The organism is Neorhizobium sp. R1-B (assembly GCF_004368875.1).
GTDB lineage: Bacteria > Pseudomonadota > Alphaproteobacteria > Rhizobiales > Rhizobiaceae > Neorhizobium > Neorhizobium huautlense.
In genome coordinates this window covers 218,301-233,336 of record NZ_SOEM01000006.1, presented here as the reverse complement: position 1 = coordinate 233,336, position 15,036 = coordinate 218,301, and the positions used below count along the sequence as shown (strand labels likewise).

Annotated in this window: 12 protein-coding genes; 7 read left to right on the top strand and 5 right to left on the bottom strand. The window is 59.6% G+C overall.

The window, feature by feature from the left end; all coding sequences use genetic code 11:
• Positions 1-4: 4 nt before the first annotated feature.
• From tssI to tssH, 5 genes are all read right to left on the bottom strand, one after another.
• Positions 5-2,332 carry a type VI secretion system tip protein TssI/VgrG gene (gene tssI / locus EDE05_RS11645; protein WP_105370968.1) on the bottom strand — a complete coding sequence of 776 codons (2,328 nt, stop codon included), beginning with the start codon at positions 2,330-2,332 and terminating at the stop codon, positions 5-7.
• 59 nt (positions 2,333-2,391) lie between these two features.
• The gene (locus tag EDE05_RS11640; RefSeq protein ID WP_105370967.1) at positions 2,392-2,706 is read right to left on the bottom strand and encodes a contact-dependent growth inhibition system immunity protein; all 315 of its coding nucleotides are present in this window, start codon (positions 2,704-2,706) and stop codon (positions 2,392-2,394) included.
• Position 2,707: 1 nt separating this feature from the next.
• Complete coding sequence (locus EDE05_RS11635) at positions 2,708-3,583, bottom strand: RNase A-like domain-containing protein (protein WP_134101169.1); 876 nt, start codon at positions 3,581-3,583, stop codon at positions 2,708-2,710.
• Between the two features lie 73 nt (positions 3,584-3,656).
• Positions 3,657-4,133, bottom strand: coding sequence for a type VI secretion system tube protein Hcp (locus tag EDE05_RS11630; RefSeq protein WP_105370965.1), 477 nt, complete (start codon positions 4,131-4,133; stop codon positions 3,657-3,659).
• A gap of 36 nt (positions 4,134-4,169) precedes the next feature.
• A complete protein-coding gene (tssH, locus tag EDE05_RS11625; RefSeq protein WP_134101166.1) occupies positions 4,170-6,947 on the bottom strand; it encodes a type VI secretion system ATPase TssH in 2,778 nt (925 codons plus the stop codon).
• Positions 6,948-7,179: 232 nt separating this feature from the next.
• On the opposite strand from tssH, the gene tssA reads away from it, so the two are divergent.
• The 7 genes from tssA to tssF all read left to right on the top strand — a co-directional run bounded on the left by tssA (position 7,180) and on the right by tssF (position 15,030).
• Positions 7,180-8,241, top strand: a complete 1,062-nt coding sequence (gene tssA, locus EDE05_RS11620; protein ID WP_281033728.1) for a type VI secretion system protein TssA — start codon at positions 7,180-7,182, stop codon at positions 8,239-8,241.
• Between the two features lie 87 nt (positions 8,242-8,328).
• Positions 8,329-8,853 (top strand): type VI secretion system contractile sheath small subunit, encoded by a 525-nt coding sequence (tssB, locus tag EDE05_RS11615; protein ID WP_112797085.1) that lies wholly within the window; start codon positions 8,329-8,331, stop codon positions 8,851-8,853.
• Between the two features lie 126 nt (positions 8,854-8,979).
• Complete coding sequence (gene tssC / locus EDE05_RS11610) at positions 8,980-10,461, top strand: type VI secretion system contractile sheath large subunit (RefSeq protein ID WP_112797081.1); 1,482 nt, start codon at positions 8,980-8,982, stop codon at positions 10,459-10,461.
• 74 nt (positions 10,462-10,535) lie between these two features.
• A complete protein-coding gene (gene tssC, locus EDE05_RS11605; RefSeq protein WP_134101162.1) occupies positions 10,536-11,924 on the top strand; it encodes a type VI secretion system contractile sheath large subunit in 1,389 nt (462 codons plus the stop codon).
• Complete coding sequence (locus EDE05_RS11600) at positions 11,921-12,751, top strand: type VI secretion system accessory protein TagJ (protein WP_112797075.1); 831 nt, start codon at positions 11,921-11,923, stop codon at positions 12,749-12,751. Before tssC (EDE05_RS11605) ends, EDE05_RS11600 begins: the two co-directional genes overlap by 4 nt.
• Entirely contained in the window at positions 12,744-13,253 is a 510-nt protein-coding gene (tssE, locus tag EDE05_RS11595; protein ID WP_112797073.1) for a type VI secretion system baseplate subunit TssE, read from the top strand. The genes EDE05_RS11600 and tssE overlap by 8 nt, the downstream gene beginning before the upstream one ends.
• Entirely contained in the window at positions 13,246-15,030 is a 1,785-nt protein-coding gene (gene tssF / locus EDE05_RS11590; RefSeq protein ID WP_112797071.1) for a type VI secretion system baseplate subunit TssF, read from the top strand. The genes tssE and tssF overlap by 8 nt, the downstream gene beginning before the upstream one ends.
• The last annotated feature ends 6 nt before the right edge of the window (positions 15,031-15,036 follow it).

Below are 15,036 nucleotides of genomic sequence, written 5' to 3'. Positions count from 1 at the left end.
TCGTTCATCCTTTCGCTGTCGTGTCTGACGATGTCGGCGATGCTTCCGAGAACCCTCCACCCGGCTTGTTCAGATCCACGACCACGCCGTTGATCTGTGTCGGGCCGGATGCGGTGAAGTTGAAATGCGTGCCCAGGATGATGACGGTGCCGTCCTTGCGCATAATGAACTTGGACGCGCCGCATTCGATGACGAATTCTTCGCCAACGATCAATTTCTTGAATTTACCGACCTTCTCGAGAGAGGTCTGGCCGACATTGGTGACCTTGCTGACGCCGATCTGTTCAACCCTTGCAACACCCACCGTGTCGGATTTGAAAGAACCGACAATGGTGTTCATAATCCCGGGCAGCGGGAACAGGCTCGAGGCATCGGAGCCGACACCACTGCCGGAGCCCGCCAGCGCCGTGCCGGCGTCAGCCCGCGGGCTCGTGCCCGAAACGACGCCTTGGCGACTGCCGAGACCGGCGGCGCTGAGGAAGCCGAGTGCTGAGGAAGCAAGCGTACCGGCGAATGCGGCAAGGCCCGGTCCGCCGCCGCCCGCGATCTGGCCTGCCTGGCCGAGAAGCGTGGCCGTCTGTCCTGCCAGTCCCTGCACGGCAGACATCAGCGCCATCGCCGCCGGCCCCGTCCCGCCGACAACGGTATTCATCGATCCACCGACTTCATGCTTCTGATTGCCGCTGACCTCTACCGCCCGATTGCCGCCGACTGCTGCAACCTCGTGACGATCAACCCGCTTTATGCGGTCGTTCAGCACCCGCGTCGTCTGATCCTTCTGGGCATGGAAGAACATGTTCTCCCGGCCCGCCTCGTCCTCGAATGACATCTCGTTGAAGCCGGTGCCCTTGTGGGTGTTGGAGCGCATTACCATGCGCGTCTTGTTGGCGGGCAGGTCGTAGGGCACGGCATTGGCCGGGTTCGGCACCACGCCGGTCACCAGCGGCCGGTCGGGATCGCCGTCGACGAAGGCGACCATCACCTCCATGCCGATGCGCGGAATGGTCTGGCCGCCCCAGGTGGAGCCCGCCCAGTTCTGCGCCACCCGCACCCAGCAGGTGTCAGAACCGTCCTTCTTCGCCTTGCGGTCCCAGGGGAACCACAGCTTGATGCGGCCATACTGGTCGGGATGGATTTCCTCACCGGCCGGGCCTGCGACGATCGCTACCTGAGTGCCCTCGATCCTCGGCCGCTTCGTCTGACGATGCGGCGTCATCGGCACCCGGGATGGAATTGCCTCGAAGCTGTTCCTGTATTCCGGTTCGTTGGAATTGGTCTCGTAGGAGCGGTCGACGACGATATGCACCGCCTTGACCAGCACATGCTCTTCGTAGTGATGCTCCGGATGGGCCACTTCGTATGGCGTGAAGCGACGACCAGTTTCGAGGATGCGGGAGGTCGAGGCCCCGAAAACCCGGTCGTGATCAGCCTCGGATGCCTGCATCCTCAGCTTTTCCGCCCGCTCGGCTTCCGCCACGGTGGAGATGCGTGCCGGATATTCGTAAAGCTCGCGCTTTATGGCGTCTGGCATCTGCACGAGCGAGGGCGTCATGGTGCCGGGCACCATGCGCGGCGTTTCGAAATTCCAGTCGGCGCCTGCCCTTTGTCCGGGCACATAGGAATAGCGCCGGCTCCAGTCATTGATGTGGTTGCGATCCGACGATCCCTGCGCCAACCGGACCTTTGCCTCTCCTTGCGCCGATGGTGAGGGGCCAAGCCATCCGGAGGCGGCGTCTGCCACATGCAGCTTGTGTTTGCCGTCCTCGTGGCTGAACCAATAGAACAGCCCGTCCTCCTCGAAACGGCGGGTGAGGTATGCAAGATCCGTCTCGTTCCACTGCACCGAATAATGCTGCGGCGGTGGCGGCGTAATGATGCCCGAGGTATCCGGGGCCGGAATGCCGTGTTCGGAAAACAGCGTCTCGACGATATCGACAGAAGTTTTGTCCATCCAGATGCGGCAGTCGGAGCGGCGCGACAAAAGCCACATCTGGGGCCTCAGCACCATGGAATAGGAGCGCAGGCCGCGGGTGATCGGCGGGCCTTCGTTGAGCTCGGTCACCAGACCGTTGAACGGCCGACGCACCGCGCTGCCCTCCTCGCCATCGCCCTGCTGGACTTCGATCGACACATCCATCAGCCGGCCGATCAGTTCCTCCGGCTTGACAATCGGCTTCTTGGCCCGCGCCGAAACCCTGATCTCGAAGAGCGACGAAACACCCTCCTCGATCGTTACCCGTTCGGCCAATAGCTGATCTTGCCCAAGCGGCGAGACGATCTTCAGAATGCGGCTCGCCTGGATGAAATCGGCGGAGGATGGCTGATCATTCATGTTTCTATCCGGATCATCTCATTCATCGGAAAGATAAAGTCGGCGGCGAGGTTTTTGCTTCAGAGAAACTGCTGATAAGAATCTGGATCGATCAGAATGGCGTTCACCATTTCAAAGAATTCTCCCACCGATTGGCCAATTTCGTCGGGTGTGAAATCGCGGCCAAACCGCTGCGCAAATTCGTCCGCTGCGCGGTTGTGGTACTGTTGCATGAATGATTGCATGTCCGCGACGACGCCCTCGCGCATCGGTGCGTCCGCGTGCCTTGCAAAAACGGCAATTGCCTCCGGCACGCTATCTGCCTCCAAGTCCATGTCCTGGTGTAGATAGCCGCCGATCATCTGCCGGAGAAACTCGAATTCGTCGTTTGCCATGTCAGATCGGATACGCGGTCAAAATGTAATAAGGCATGCCGTTATAGGTTTCCTTTTTCAGGACGATCTTTATCCGGCTGAGACGCTGTGCCTGTCCGGATGCCCGTTCAATGCCGAATCCCACCTCGCGTCCGGCAGAATACTCCAGTGGAAGGTTGGTTCTGGCTCCAGATCGCGCCCAGGACTGGATGGCTACCTTGTGCGCCTGCAGCCCGCGGCTGATTGTCCGCTCGGCCATTGCAAGGTCGTCGAATGTCGAAATCATCTGCGGCGGACGCCGCATATTAGCCGTCTCCGCCAGCCGCTGCCGCAATTGCGCTTCGGTCCAGCCAACATGTTTTCTGATCGTATGTCCACCGATGCGGGACGCTTCACTCACGGCTTCATGCCGCATCAAGGAGATGCGTCCGGCCCTGATAGCGCCTGTGCGTACCGCATTGGCAAGAATCGCTCCGCTGACCGGGACCAGGATTTCTGCTGCGAGGCCCACATTGCGTGCCGCGCCCGGAGACGCTCCCAAGCTTTCTGCGATTGCACTTGCGCCGCGGTCGGCAAATGAACGGACATCGCGACCCGTCCATATCTGCCTGCCCCCGGCAATACATTGATCAACCCCATGGGCACCAAGTGCGACCCCACCTGCCTTCGTGAGCATTGTAGGCTCGGGCGCCGCCAGCAGTGCGCCGGCTCCAACCAGCTCGGCTCCACAACCCAAAAGGCGCAGGCCTCCGATGAGGCGATTGCCGATTGTCCCTTCCGGCTCGATGGTTTCATTTTCCAGAACCGCAGCAAGCTGTGTGGCCGACAGAGCGATCCTCAGGCCTTCTTCCTCGTTCTCGATCATTCGCCCATCGGGGCTCACTGCCAGTCCAGCCATCGTCAGCTCCGTTTCCTCGATGAATGTTGACGGGGGCGCCGGCGAATCCGCCAGCGCCCAGCTCACATGGCAGTTAAGCCGCCTTGGTGGTGGCGAGGTCGTAGGAGGCGATCATCGGCGACTGCGGCGAATGCATGTCGTCGTATGGCGTGTACTTCACTTCCATCTTGGTGAAGTTCAGCTTCAACGTTTCGACTGGACGATCGCCGTTGGAATCGATCGAATAGCTGGCAATCAGCGTATTGGTCAGCGTATACTCGATATAGGTGTCGCCGGGGTTGCCCGTGGTCACCAGATGGATGGTCGCACGCTTGCCGGTGCGGCCCGAGCAGGCTTCCTGGAAGAGTTTGGTCGACGAGGAATCGCTGACCTTGGTCAAAATGACTTCCGAAACAGTCGGCTCGGAAGCTTCACGGTTTGCCGCGGAACCGGCAGACGTGTTCATGTTGCGGGAAACGTTCCAGTGAATGGCTTCGATATCCATCCACTTGCGATGCTGCTCGTGGGTCGCGTCGCCCTGAATACCGTCGATCTGCAGATAAATCGGCATGCTATCAGCTCTCCTGTAATGATTGCCTAGTTGCTGCTAAGGCGCATTGGCCTTTCTTGCTGCTCCTCCCCGAGAGCGCTTTCGCTTCGGGGCTTCTTCATCCGCCTGCCGGTCTTTTGCTGGGTCGGCGAATTGGGGACGAACTGGCGCGTTTTCGGCGCGGATGCCGAACCCTTGGCCGTCGTAACTGATGATGACCTCTGAGATCTTGCGGTCCTCTGCAACCGCGTCGAGGAACACGGTCGAAAGCATGGGCAAGAGATCGCGCGCGATCATGACCTCGATCATACGCGCGCCCATCTCGCTCATCTTCGCCCGGGAAATCAGCGCTTCGCGCGCTTCCGGCGACAGCACGAGGTCCGAGCCGTAAGCCAAGCTTACGCGCTCGCGGATGCGGTCGATCTGGATGTCGACAATGCCCGACAAGGTTTCGCGGCCGAGCGGCATGAAGGGCAGCACGGTGGTCCGTCCGAGAAATGCAGGTTTGAAGTGGTTTTGCAGTTCCGGCAACAGCAACGCTTCCAGCGCTTCACCCTCGGGCATCGTTTCAGGATCAGCCGAGAGGGCTGCCATAAGTTCAGACCCCGTATTCGCCGTCATGAAGATCGTCGTATTCTTGAAATCGATGTCGCGGCCTTCGCCGTCTCGAAGCGTGCCCTTGTCGAAGACCTGGTAGAAGATCTCCTGGACGCCGGGATGCGCCTTGTCGACCTCGTCCAGCAGCAGCACTCCATAGGGACGCCGGCGCACGGCTTCGGTCAGAACGCCCCCCTCTCCGTATCCGACATAACCCGGCGGCGAGCCGAGCAACATGGAGATCTTATGCTCTTCCTTGAACTCGGACATGTTGATGGTCGTCAGATACTGGCTGCCGCCATAGAGGATATCTGCGAGCGAAAGCGCCGTTTCGGTCTTGCCTGTGCCTGACATGCCAACCAGCAGGAAGACGGCCGGCGGCCGGCGCGGATCGGAAAGACCGGCCCGGGCGGCGCGCATGGCAGATGCGATCCGATCGATCACATAGTCCTGGCCAAGCACCCGCTCCTTGAGCCGCGCATCCAGCGTCTTCACCGTCTCGATCTGGTCCGACAGGAGCTTTCCGACCGGGATTCCGGTCCATCGGGCAAGAATTGTCGCCACCACATCTTTGTCGACCACACGCGGAACAAGCGGGGTCTCCCCAGCAGCGGCAGCAAGGCCTCTCTCGGCCGCGGTCAATGCGGCTCGCGCGCCCTCCAGCGTCATGGCATGCGACGGAAAGGAGGCAACGTTTGTGTTTTTCGCTTCGTCTTCAGATGCGGCGAGCGGCAGGAGGGCAGCGTCCGAGGAGAAAGCTTCTTCGAGGCGGTCGGCTTCGCGCACGAGCCGCAGTTCCTCGTCGAATTTCGCCTGCGCGGCGCCAATCCTGTTCGCGATCTCGTCGCGAGCTCCGGCAATTTCTGTCAGTCGGGCGACGGCCTGGGGTGTCTGCGGCTCCCCCGCCAGCCACTCCGCCTCGGCATCCAGCAGATCACGCTCATTCAGGAGCAGCTGCAGCGCCTCCGGCCTGGTCTGTCGAGCAAGTGCAACCGCCGCCGCAGCCGTATCCAGCAGGCTGATTGCCTTGTCGGGAAGCTGCCGTGCCGGTAGGTAACGAGCCGAAAGCCGTACGGCCGCGACCACCGCCTCGTCGCGGATGCGCACTCGATGGTGCGCCTTGAGCTTTGCCGCGACCCCGCGCAGCATGCGGATCGCGGTTTCCTCGTCCGGCTCCTGCACATGCACGGTCTGGAATCGTCGGGTCAGCGCGGCATCCTTCTCAATGAAACGCTTGTATTCGCCCCAGGTGGTCGCTGCGATCGTGCGCAGTTCGCCGCGGGCCAGCGCCGGTTTCAAGATATTGGCCGCATCACCCTGACCGGCCTGCCCTCCGGCCCCGATCAATCCATGCGCTTCGTCGATAAACAGAATGATCGGCTCCGGTGACGCCCTGACGGCGTCGACCACACCATGCAGGCGCCGCTCGAATTCACCTTTGACCCCCGCGCCCGCCTGCAACAGACTGAGATCGAGCAAAAGGAGCCTGACATTCCGGAGCCGGTCGGGCACGTTCCCAGCCGCGATTTCCAGAGCCAGGGCTTCCGCCACCGCAGTCTTGCCGACGCCGGCTTCGCCCACCAGAATAGGATTGTTCTGGCGTCTCCGCGTCAGAATGTCGATGATCTGACGCAGCTCACGATCTCGACCGATGACCGGGTCGATCCGTCCGGCGCCGGCATCTCTCGTCATGTCGCGCGTGTAGAGCCGCAGGAACTCGTTCTCGTCGGATGAAAAAACCGGCGCACTCAACGCCGGCTCCGCCACATCCGAATTGGGGGCACTCGCCTTCCGCATCTGGTCCTCGAGCATGGCTCGATCGAGACCACGCAAGGACGGAGCCACGCCGCGCATAATGGTACGCAAGGTCTGGTCGTCGACCAGCGCAAACAGCAGGTCGGGCAACGTCACCACGTTGCGGCCCCATTGAACCGACGCAATCAGCCAAGCTTCACGCCCCAGCAACAGCAAATTCTGAGATAGCGCAAGCGAACCTCCGGCGTCACGGGCAATGTCGGCAACCGCCATGTCCAGCTCTTGCCGCAGTGCGGTGCAGGAGAGTCCGAGGTCCTCAAAAAAGGTCGAAAACGCAGGAAGATCAAGCATCGCCCGGAGCCAGTGGGCAATATCGACCACGGCATGCTGCTGCCTGGCCGCAAGCGAAGCGGCTGTCTCAAGACCGACACGCAGATTTGGCTCAAGCGTTCTGATGAGACGATTGAGGTCGATGTTTGACATCCGCCAAGCCCTGTCTTTTGCGTCGAAATTCAGCGTTCTCTTAGATGCGAGGCAACAACTAGGGCGGTAACCAGGGCTTGTCCAGATCAAAAATCGCGCTATTTGCAAAATTGCTGGAATCGGGAGAAGTCATAAATTTGTCATGCTTCCAGCACGGTTGACAAGCCAGTATAGGTCCAACAAGATACCGCATAACGTACTGGACCCGGTGATTTTAGGGGGAAAATTAAGAGTGAATGTCCTCGCAATAGTAGATCCACTTGCGGAAGACAGACCTTGCGGAGAAAATCTGCGCAACAATACTTCTTTGCGACAAATATACTATAGAATTAAGGACGCGAGGAGCGCTGCAAGGACCGCAGAACGCGGCATGGCGCCAGGAGAAATTATTGGTGTTTCTCCTGAATGGAGTGACGTTAGCAATCTGGGATTGCAAATTCTTTCTTCCCAGAGTAAAGATATCGAAGTATTGGCTTGGCTTGCAGAGGCCCAACTGAGGCTCCGGGGCTTTGAAGGATTGCGCGATGTCTACATCGCGATGATGTCGCTTTTAGACAATTATTTTGATGCACTTCATTCCATCGGAGACGAGGACCTTGACGAGCGCTTCGCCCCGCTCGCCGGCCTCAATGGTGTCGGTGGAGAAGGCACGATTATTCAGGCGATCCGACTGACTTCATTGGTTCCGGGCGGAAAATTCGGGCAACTGTCGCTTTGGGATTTTCAGCTGTCACAACGCGCAGGTGAAGAGTCCCGCCGGGAGCAACTCCAGCAGGCCGCAGCAGACGCCGGTGTCGCACGAATGTCTGCCCAGCTGAATGTTCTCATGGAATGCATCGCTGCTTTCGATCGCCTGGTGGAAATACTTGACACTCGCTGCGGCGAGCATGCCCCGCCCAGCTCGAATACACGCAGGGTGTTACATGAGGCCGCGTCCGCAATCAGGGTCATTGCAGGTCTCAGCGCCCCAGACGCGGCGGAGCCGCTTACGGCAGGTCCGGACTTGAAGGCGGCGAATGCCAATCAGGCAGAAGAATCATCAATCCCGATGCGTATCCCCCCTGCGGAGTCGATCCGCTCACGCGAGGAAGCGTTGGAGCTTCTGACGTCCGTTGCCCGCTATTTTCGTCGGACCGAGCCACATTCTCCGATCTCGATGTCGATAGAGACGCTCGTCCGCCGGGCCCGGATGGATTTTTCGGAGCTTCTTGCTGAATTGCTTCCGGAACAGCAGGCGCGCAATGCCGTCCTCTCGGCGGCCGGCATCAAGCCTCTGGCTGAACGGGGAGGCTGAACGTTCTCCCAATCATGAGGGCATGGCCCGCTCATCAGTTTTACAGTCCTAAATCGCGATCCGCCGACGGCATTAAGGAGAATTCGAATGGCAAGTGTGCATGAAAAATTGGAACGGGTGCGCAAACCGCGGGTCCACATCAAATATGAGGTGGAAACCGAAGGCGCGATGGTGGTCAAGGAATTGCCCTTCGTCGTGGGGGTTCTCGGCGACTTTTCCGGAAATCCGACGCAGCCCCTCAAGCCGTTCGGCGAACGCAAGTTTGTGCAGATCGACCGTGACAACTTCGATGATGTCATGCGCCGCATGACACCCGGCCTTACCATCTCGGTTGACAACACATTGCAAAACGACGGAACCCAGCTGCCGGTTTCGTTGAAATTCGAAAGCATGGAAGATTTCGAGCCTGGCTCGATCGTCAATCAGGTGCCGGCGCTGAAAGGGCTCCTGGATGCGCGAAACGAACTGCGGGACCTGATGAGCAAGGCCGATCGCTCCGAGGAGCTGGAGCGGCTCCTTGAGGACATCCTCCAGAACAAGGCGGATCTTTCTCAACTCGTTGCTCAGCTTGGCGGCAACAAAGCCGATGAAAAAAAGAACCCGGTCAATTGAATGAGGGATGTGCGGGCCGGAAACCCGGGCATCTTCAAATTCTTGCTTCTCTTTGGTTGAGCAACGGACTTCTCGGGAAAGGACCTCGTCCTTCAAAACCGCGGCTCTCAAAAAAAGGATCACGACATGAGCGCTGACACGCAATTGCAGACGAAGGAAGAGGTCGGATTCGCTCCGGATCAGGATCTGCTTTCAAAGGTCGTCGCTGCCACCCGGCAGACAGAACCCAACCGAGCCCAGGACTTGCTGCGTACCCTGACAGACCAGGCCCTCAAGGGCACCGTCACCTATGATCGCAATCTGACGATCACCCTGAACAATGCCATTGCGGAGATCGACAAGAAAATCTCCGAGCAACTTGCCGCCATCATGCAGGCTCCCGAATTCCTCAAGCTGGAAGGCACCTGGCGGGGCTTGAACTATCTCGTCAAAAACAGCGAGACGAGCGCCAACTTGAAGATCCGGGTTTTGAACGCCTCGAAGCGGGAGATTTCCAAAGATCTGGCCAAGGCGGTCGAGTTCGATCAGTCACGGCTTTTCAAATCAGTCTACGAGGACGAATTCGGAACGCCTGGCGGCGAGCCCATGGGCGCACTCGTCGGCGACTATGAATTCGACAATTCGTTCGAGGATGTCCAGCTTCTGCAGGGCATCTCTTCGATTGCCGCGGCAGCCTTCGCGCCCTTTATCTCGGCGGCAAGCCCACGCATGTTCGGCTTTGAGGATTTCAGAGGACTCGCCAAACCCCGTGACCTCGAGAAGATCTTTGAAACAGCCGAATACGCAAAGTGGCGTGGCCTGCGCGACAGCGACGATTCCCGCTTCGTGACTCTGGCCCTGCCGCGTGTTCTTGCCCGCATGCCCTATGGCCCGAAGACCAGCCCGATCGACGAATTCAACTACGACGAGACGAACGGATCGAAGACCGGTGAGTTGCCGCACGGTTCCTATTGCTGGATGAACGCCGCCTACGTGATGGGAACGCGACTGACGGAGGCTTTCGCCAAGAGCGGTTGGTGCACGGCAATCCGCGGTGCCGAAAACGGGGGCAAGGTGGAAGGCCTGCCGATGCACATCTTCTCCAGTGATGATGGCGATCTCGATCTCAAGTGCCCGACGGAAGTCGGCATTACGGACCGTCGGGATGCCGAATTGGGCAAACTCGGCTTTCTGCCGCTCTGCCACTACAAGAACACCGATTATGCTGTGTTCTTTGGGGCCCAGACCACGCATAAGCCCAAACTCTACGACCGGCCGGAGGCAACTGCAAACGCTGCCGTTTCGGCCCGCCTGCCGTATATGATGGCGACCTCGCGCTTTGCTCACTACCTGAAGGTCATGGGCCGCGACAAGATCGGTTCCTTCATGGAGGCGGAAGATTGCGAAGCCTGGCTCAACCGCTGGATTTCGAACTATGTCAACGCGAACGATGACGCGGGCGAAGAATCGAGAGCCAAGTACCCTCTAAGGGAGGCCAAAGTCACGGTGCAGGAGGTTCCCGGAAAACCCGGAGCCTACAATGCGGTGGCCTGGATGCGTCCCTGGCTGCAGATGGAGGAGTTGACCACCTCGCTCCGTATGGTCGCTCGGATCCCCTCCAAATCCTGATGTGACCGCACGCGCGGCGCCATCCCCTGCGCCGCGCGTGACCTCTCGATTCACGGATTGACCACAGGACGGCTATGGCTTCGAGCAGCACATGGCAGCGCCGCGCAGATCAGGTAATCGCCTTGATCGATGAAGCGCTTAACCAGCAGATCAACATGATCCTGCATCATCCGGACTTCCAGGCTATGGAAGCACGGTGGCGGGCGCTTGCCATGCTGGTGCGGCAGGCCGGCCGCGGTGGTGACGTCAAGATCAAGCTCTTAAGTCTTGGCTGGCGAGACCTTGCGCGCAGTATGGAGCGCGCCGCAGAATTCGATCAGAGCCACCTCTTCGAACTCGTCTACAGCCGCGAATTCGGCATGCCCGGCGGTGAGCCTTTCGGCCTGCTGGTCGGAGACTACTATTTCTCCCCTGACGAACCGGAGGGCGGCGATGCAATCAGCACGCTCTCGCAGCTCGGCATGGTAGCAGCAGCAGCTTTCTGCCCCTTCGTAGCAGGCGCCTCGCCCGGAGCGATCGGGCTTGAAAGTTTCGACGAACTGAACCGTGTCCACGATTTTTCATGGCTCGCGAACGATCCTCGCCGAATCCGCTGGAACGGGCTTCGATCCCGCGAAGATTCCCGTTTCCTTGGGCTTGTGGCGCCGCGCATCCTGCTGCGACCGCCGCTTGAACCTTATTCCCGCCGACGTGACGATGGTTTCCCTTTCCGGGAAAATACCTCCGCCGACGGCAGTTCTCTTTTATGGGGCAACGGCGCATTTGCCTTTGCTACAGTCGTGATCCGCAACTTCATCGAATCCGGCTGGTTCGCAGACATTCGCGGCGTCACCCAGGATGCCATCGATGGCGGCTTACTCGGCGCCAGCGAATTGAGGCCGTATGACTTCGGTACCGAAAGCAACGGGCTTTCAGCTCAGGCGCCGGTCGAAATTCGGATCACCAGCGCCCAAGAGCAGCAATTCAGCGATCTGGGAATAATCCCGATTGCCACGACCTATCTTTCTGCTTCGGCGATCTTCAACTCGAACCAGTCGCTGCACGCGCCGGCGCATTATTCCAACGAGCACGCGCGGCAGAACGCGCGCCTGGCAGCAATGCTGCAATACGTGCTCTGCGCCTCGCGTTTCTCGCATTACCTCAAGGTCATCATGCGCGACGAGATCGGCCAGCTTTCCGATACCATTTCGATCGAGCGGAAGCTGACGGACTGGCTTACCGGCTACACACTCGGCAACGACGATGCCGATCTGGCGTTGCGAACCCGTTTTCCGCTTCGCTCTGCCGGCATCGTTGTCAGCGAGATTCCAGGCAAGCCCGGCACCTTCTCGTGCACTGTCCGACTGCAACCCCATTTCCAGCTGGACGACGTTTCAACAAGTTTCCACCTCATCGCCGAGACCGCGACCTCCGGCAGGACCTCAACCCATTCTGCCGCCGTGCCCGAAAGGATGTCCGCATGACACTGTCCGAAAGTATCGTAAGATCGCTGAGCGACAACCTTCTGGAGGACGCGCTGGAGGAGACTAGGACGCACTTGAAGGGAAAGCCCTCCGACCAGAAGGCGCGGCACCTTTACATCGACTTGCTGGTGCTCGCCGGCGACTATGAACGCGCCGACAGCCAATGCAGTCTCGCCGCGACATTGGCTCCGGAGAGCACGATGGGATTTGCTCTGTTGCGCAACGAACTTCGCGCCATGGTCGCCCGTGAAGCATGGTTTGAAAGCGGCGCGGTGCCGGGTTTGCCGCAAGGGCCGAGCGAATTGGACAAACTTGCCATCCGTCTCGGCATCGCCCATCGCCGGGGCGATGCAGATGATGCAAAGACCGCACTTGGCAGTCTGGAAGAAAGCCGCGGCGAACGTCCGATGATCTGGAACGGAAAACAGGTTTCCGATTTCCGCGACCTGGATGACCGCCTGCCGCACGGGTTGGAAGTGATCATGAGCGGAGGTGCCTATCTCTGGGTCGATTTGGCCAAGGTTGCAGAAGTGACCCTATCCCCCATCGCCCGACCACGCGACCTTGCCTTCCGCCCTGCCGAACTGACATTGACGGACGGTGCCGTGGCTTCCGTCCTTCTGCCGGCGATCTATTACGGCACCGGTCAAGAGGCGCAACTCAGGCTCGGGCGCGAAAGCGATTGGATCGATGAGCCGACCGGTATCACCACCGGCCGCGGCCAGCGTTGTTTCCTTGCCGGCGAGGAACTGGTTTCGTTCCATGAAACCAATAGTCTGCAGGCAATTGCAACAACGACTGCCAGCAAGCGGGTTGCGCATGGTTGACCCGCTCGAACGCTACCGCCCGCGTGATCGCCTCTTGGCGCGGTCGATCCTCGACAGGCTGATTGATGAGGCTCCCGATCGGACCTTCGACGCGCCGAAAAGCCTGACGGTACAGACACGAGAGATGCGGGAAGCCATTCGAAGGGATCTGGAGGCCCTGCTCAACACACGCCGTTGCCCGGCGGAGGCACCCGCCTTGCTGTCTGACTTGAAGGATGCATTGGTCAACTACGGCGTCGACGGGATGGTTTCGGCCAACCTCGTCACGGACGAGGCAAAACTCCGGCTGGCGCAAATGATCGAGCGGCGCATATCGATGTTCGAGACACGCCTCTCCGACATTCGCGTAACGATTCGGAAAAGCCGGACAATGACCGAGCGAGCGTTACGGATGAGGATCCAGGCAAGTTTCCGCCTCCACGAAGGCATGCCACCGATCAGCTTCGAATCGACAATCGATCCCTCCACCCAACGCTTTCTGGTGGAGGCCGCAAATGGCTGAAGGCTTCCTTCATCGTTACAATGACGAACTCAAAGCGCTTCGCCGTCGGGCCGCGCGATTTGCCGAAGCCTTTCCCAAGGTCGCCGGTCGCCTGCGCTTGACCGGAGATGTCGCCGATGACCCCCATGTAGAACGGCTTATCCAGAGTTTCGCCTATTCAGCTGCACGCATACGCCAGAAGCTCGACGACGAATTTCCGGAACTAACCGACGGTCTGCTTGAGACCCTTTATCCTCACTATCTTGCCCCTCTGCCGTCGATGAGCATCGTACGCTTCCGCCCAAGCGACACGTTGGCCTCCATACAGTCGGTGCCTCGGCACACGGAGATCCTTGCAGAACCGGTCGGGGGGGAAGCCTGCCGTTTCCGTACCACACAGGATGTGGAGATGGCACCGATCGAGATCGTGGCAGCCAAGCTATCGGGCCAGCCCATAAACGCCCCTGCATCTCCCTATTCCGGCATAGCCGGATGCCTGCGCCTGTCGATCCGCTCCCTCGACCCTCGCAGGCCGCTTGCCGATCTCAGAATGAAGCGGCTGCGCCTGCACATCCCTTCAGCATGGCAGCAGGCCGTCGCGATTTATGAATTGCTGGTAAATCAGTCTCTCGGGATCGCGCTCGCAAAGCATGCGGACGATGACCAGGCGATCTTCCTGCCGAGCAGCAACCTGAAGCCGGTGGGTTTCGAACTTCAGGAGGCAATGCTGCCTTATCCGGCGCCCAGTTTTACTGGCTACCGGCTGCTTACGGAATTCTTCGCGCTGCCGCAGAGGTTTCTGTTTATCGACATCGAGGGACTCGATGTCTGGAAGGGCGAGACCCTGGAGCTCTTCGTTTACCTGAAAGATACCGACCCAAAACTCGAGCGGATGATCTCGGCGGCCGATTTTGCTCTCCACGCCACCCCGATCGTCAATCTCTTCCGGCAGACCTGTGAGCCCATCACGGTGGACGGCACGCGGACGGAGTATCGTCTGATGCCGGATGCGCGACGCCAGAAGACCCGGGAAATCTACTCCGTCGATCGCGTGTTGCTGACTGGTCCGCGTGGAGAGGAACAATTCTGCCAACCTTTCTTTGGCCGCTCCCAGCGCCCCGCCGCCACAAGCAGCACCTTCTGGCAGGTTTACCGGCGTTTCGACGCGGATGACCGAACCAGCGACATGGAAATCGCCTTCGTCGATCGAGACCGCCGGTACGCAGCGCCGATAGATGCTGTCGCGAGCGTCGATAGTCTGTGCATCAATCGCGACCTTCCTGAACAGCTTCCTTTTGGCGGCGGCCATCCGTTGCTGGAGCTGGCATCGGGCCATGAGGCCGTCGCCGGCGCGGAAGCTCTCATTCCGCCCACTCCCTCGGTGCGCCTGAACGACCAGGACGGTCGAAACTGGCGATTGATGTCGCATCTGATGCTGAACCACCTCTCGCTCTTCGACAATGAAGGAGCTGCGCTGAAGGATGTTCTCTCGCTCTATGCTTTCCGTGACAATCCGGAGACGAAACAGCTCGTCGACGCTTTGGTCGGCATCAGGGCGGAGAACTCGACCGCGCGGCTCGGCAACGGCGGCATGGTTCCCGGGACGAAGATAGTTTTGGAATTTGATCCCGCTTCCATCGATCGCCCTTCGGCTTTTCTGTTCGGGAGCATACTCGACCGCTTCTTCGGCCTTTATACCTCCATCAACACCTTCACCCGTCTCACCGTCTCGATGAAAGGACAATCGCGCCCAATCGCGACTTGGCCTGCACGGGCTGCCGACCGCCCATTGCTCTAGGAAAGG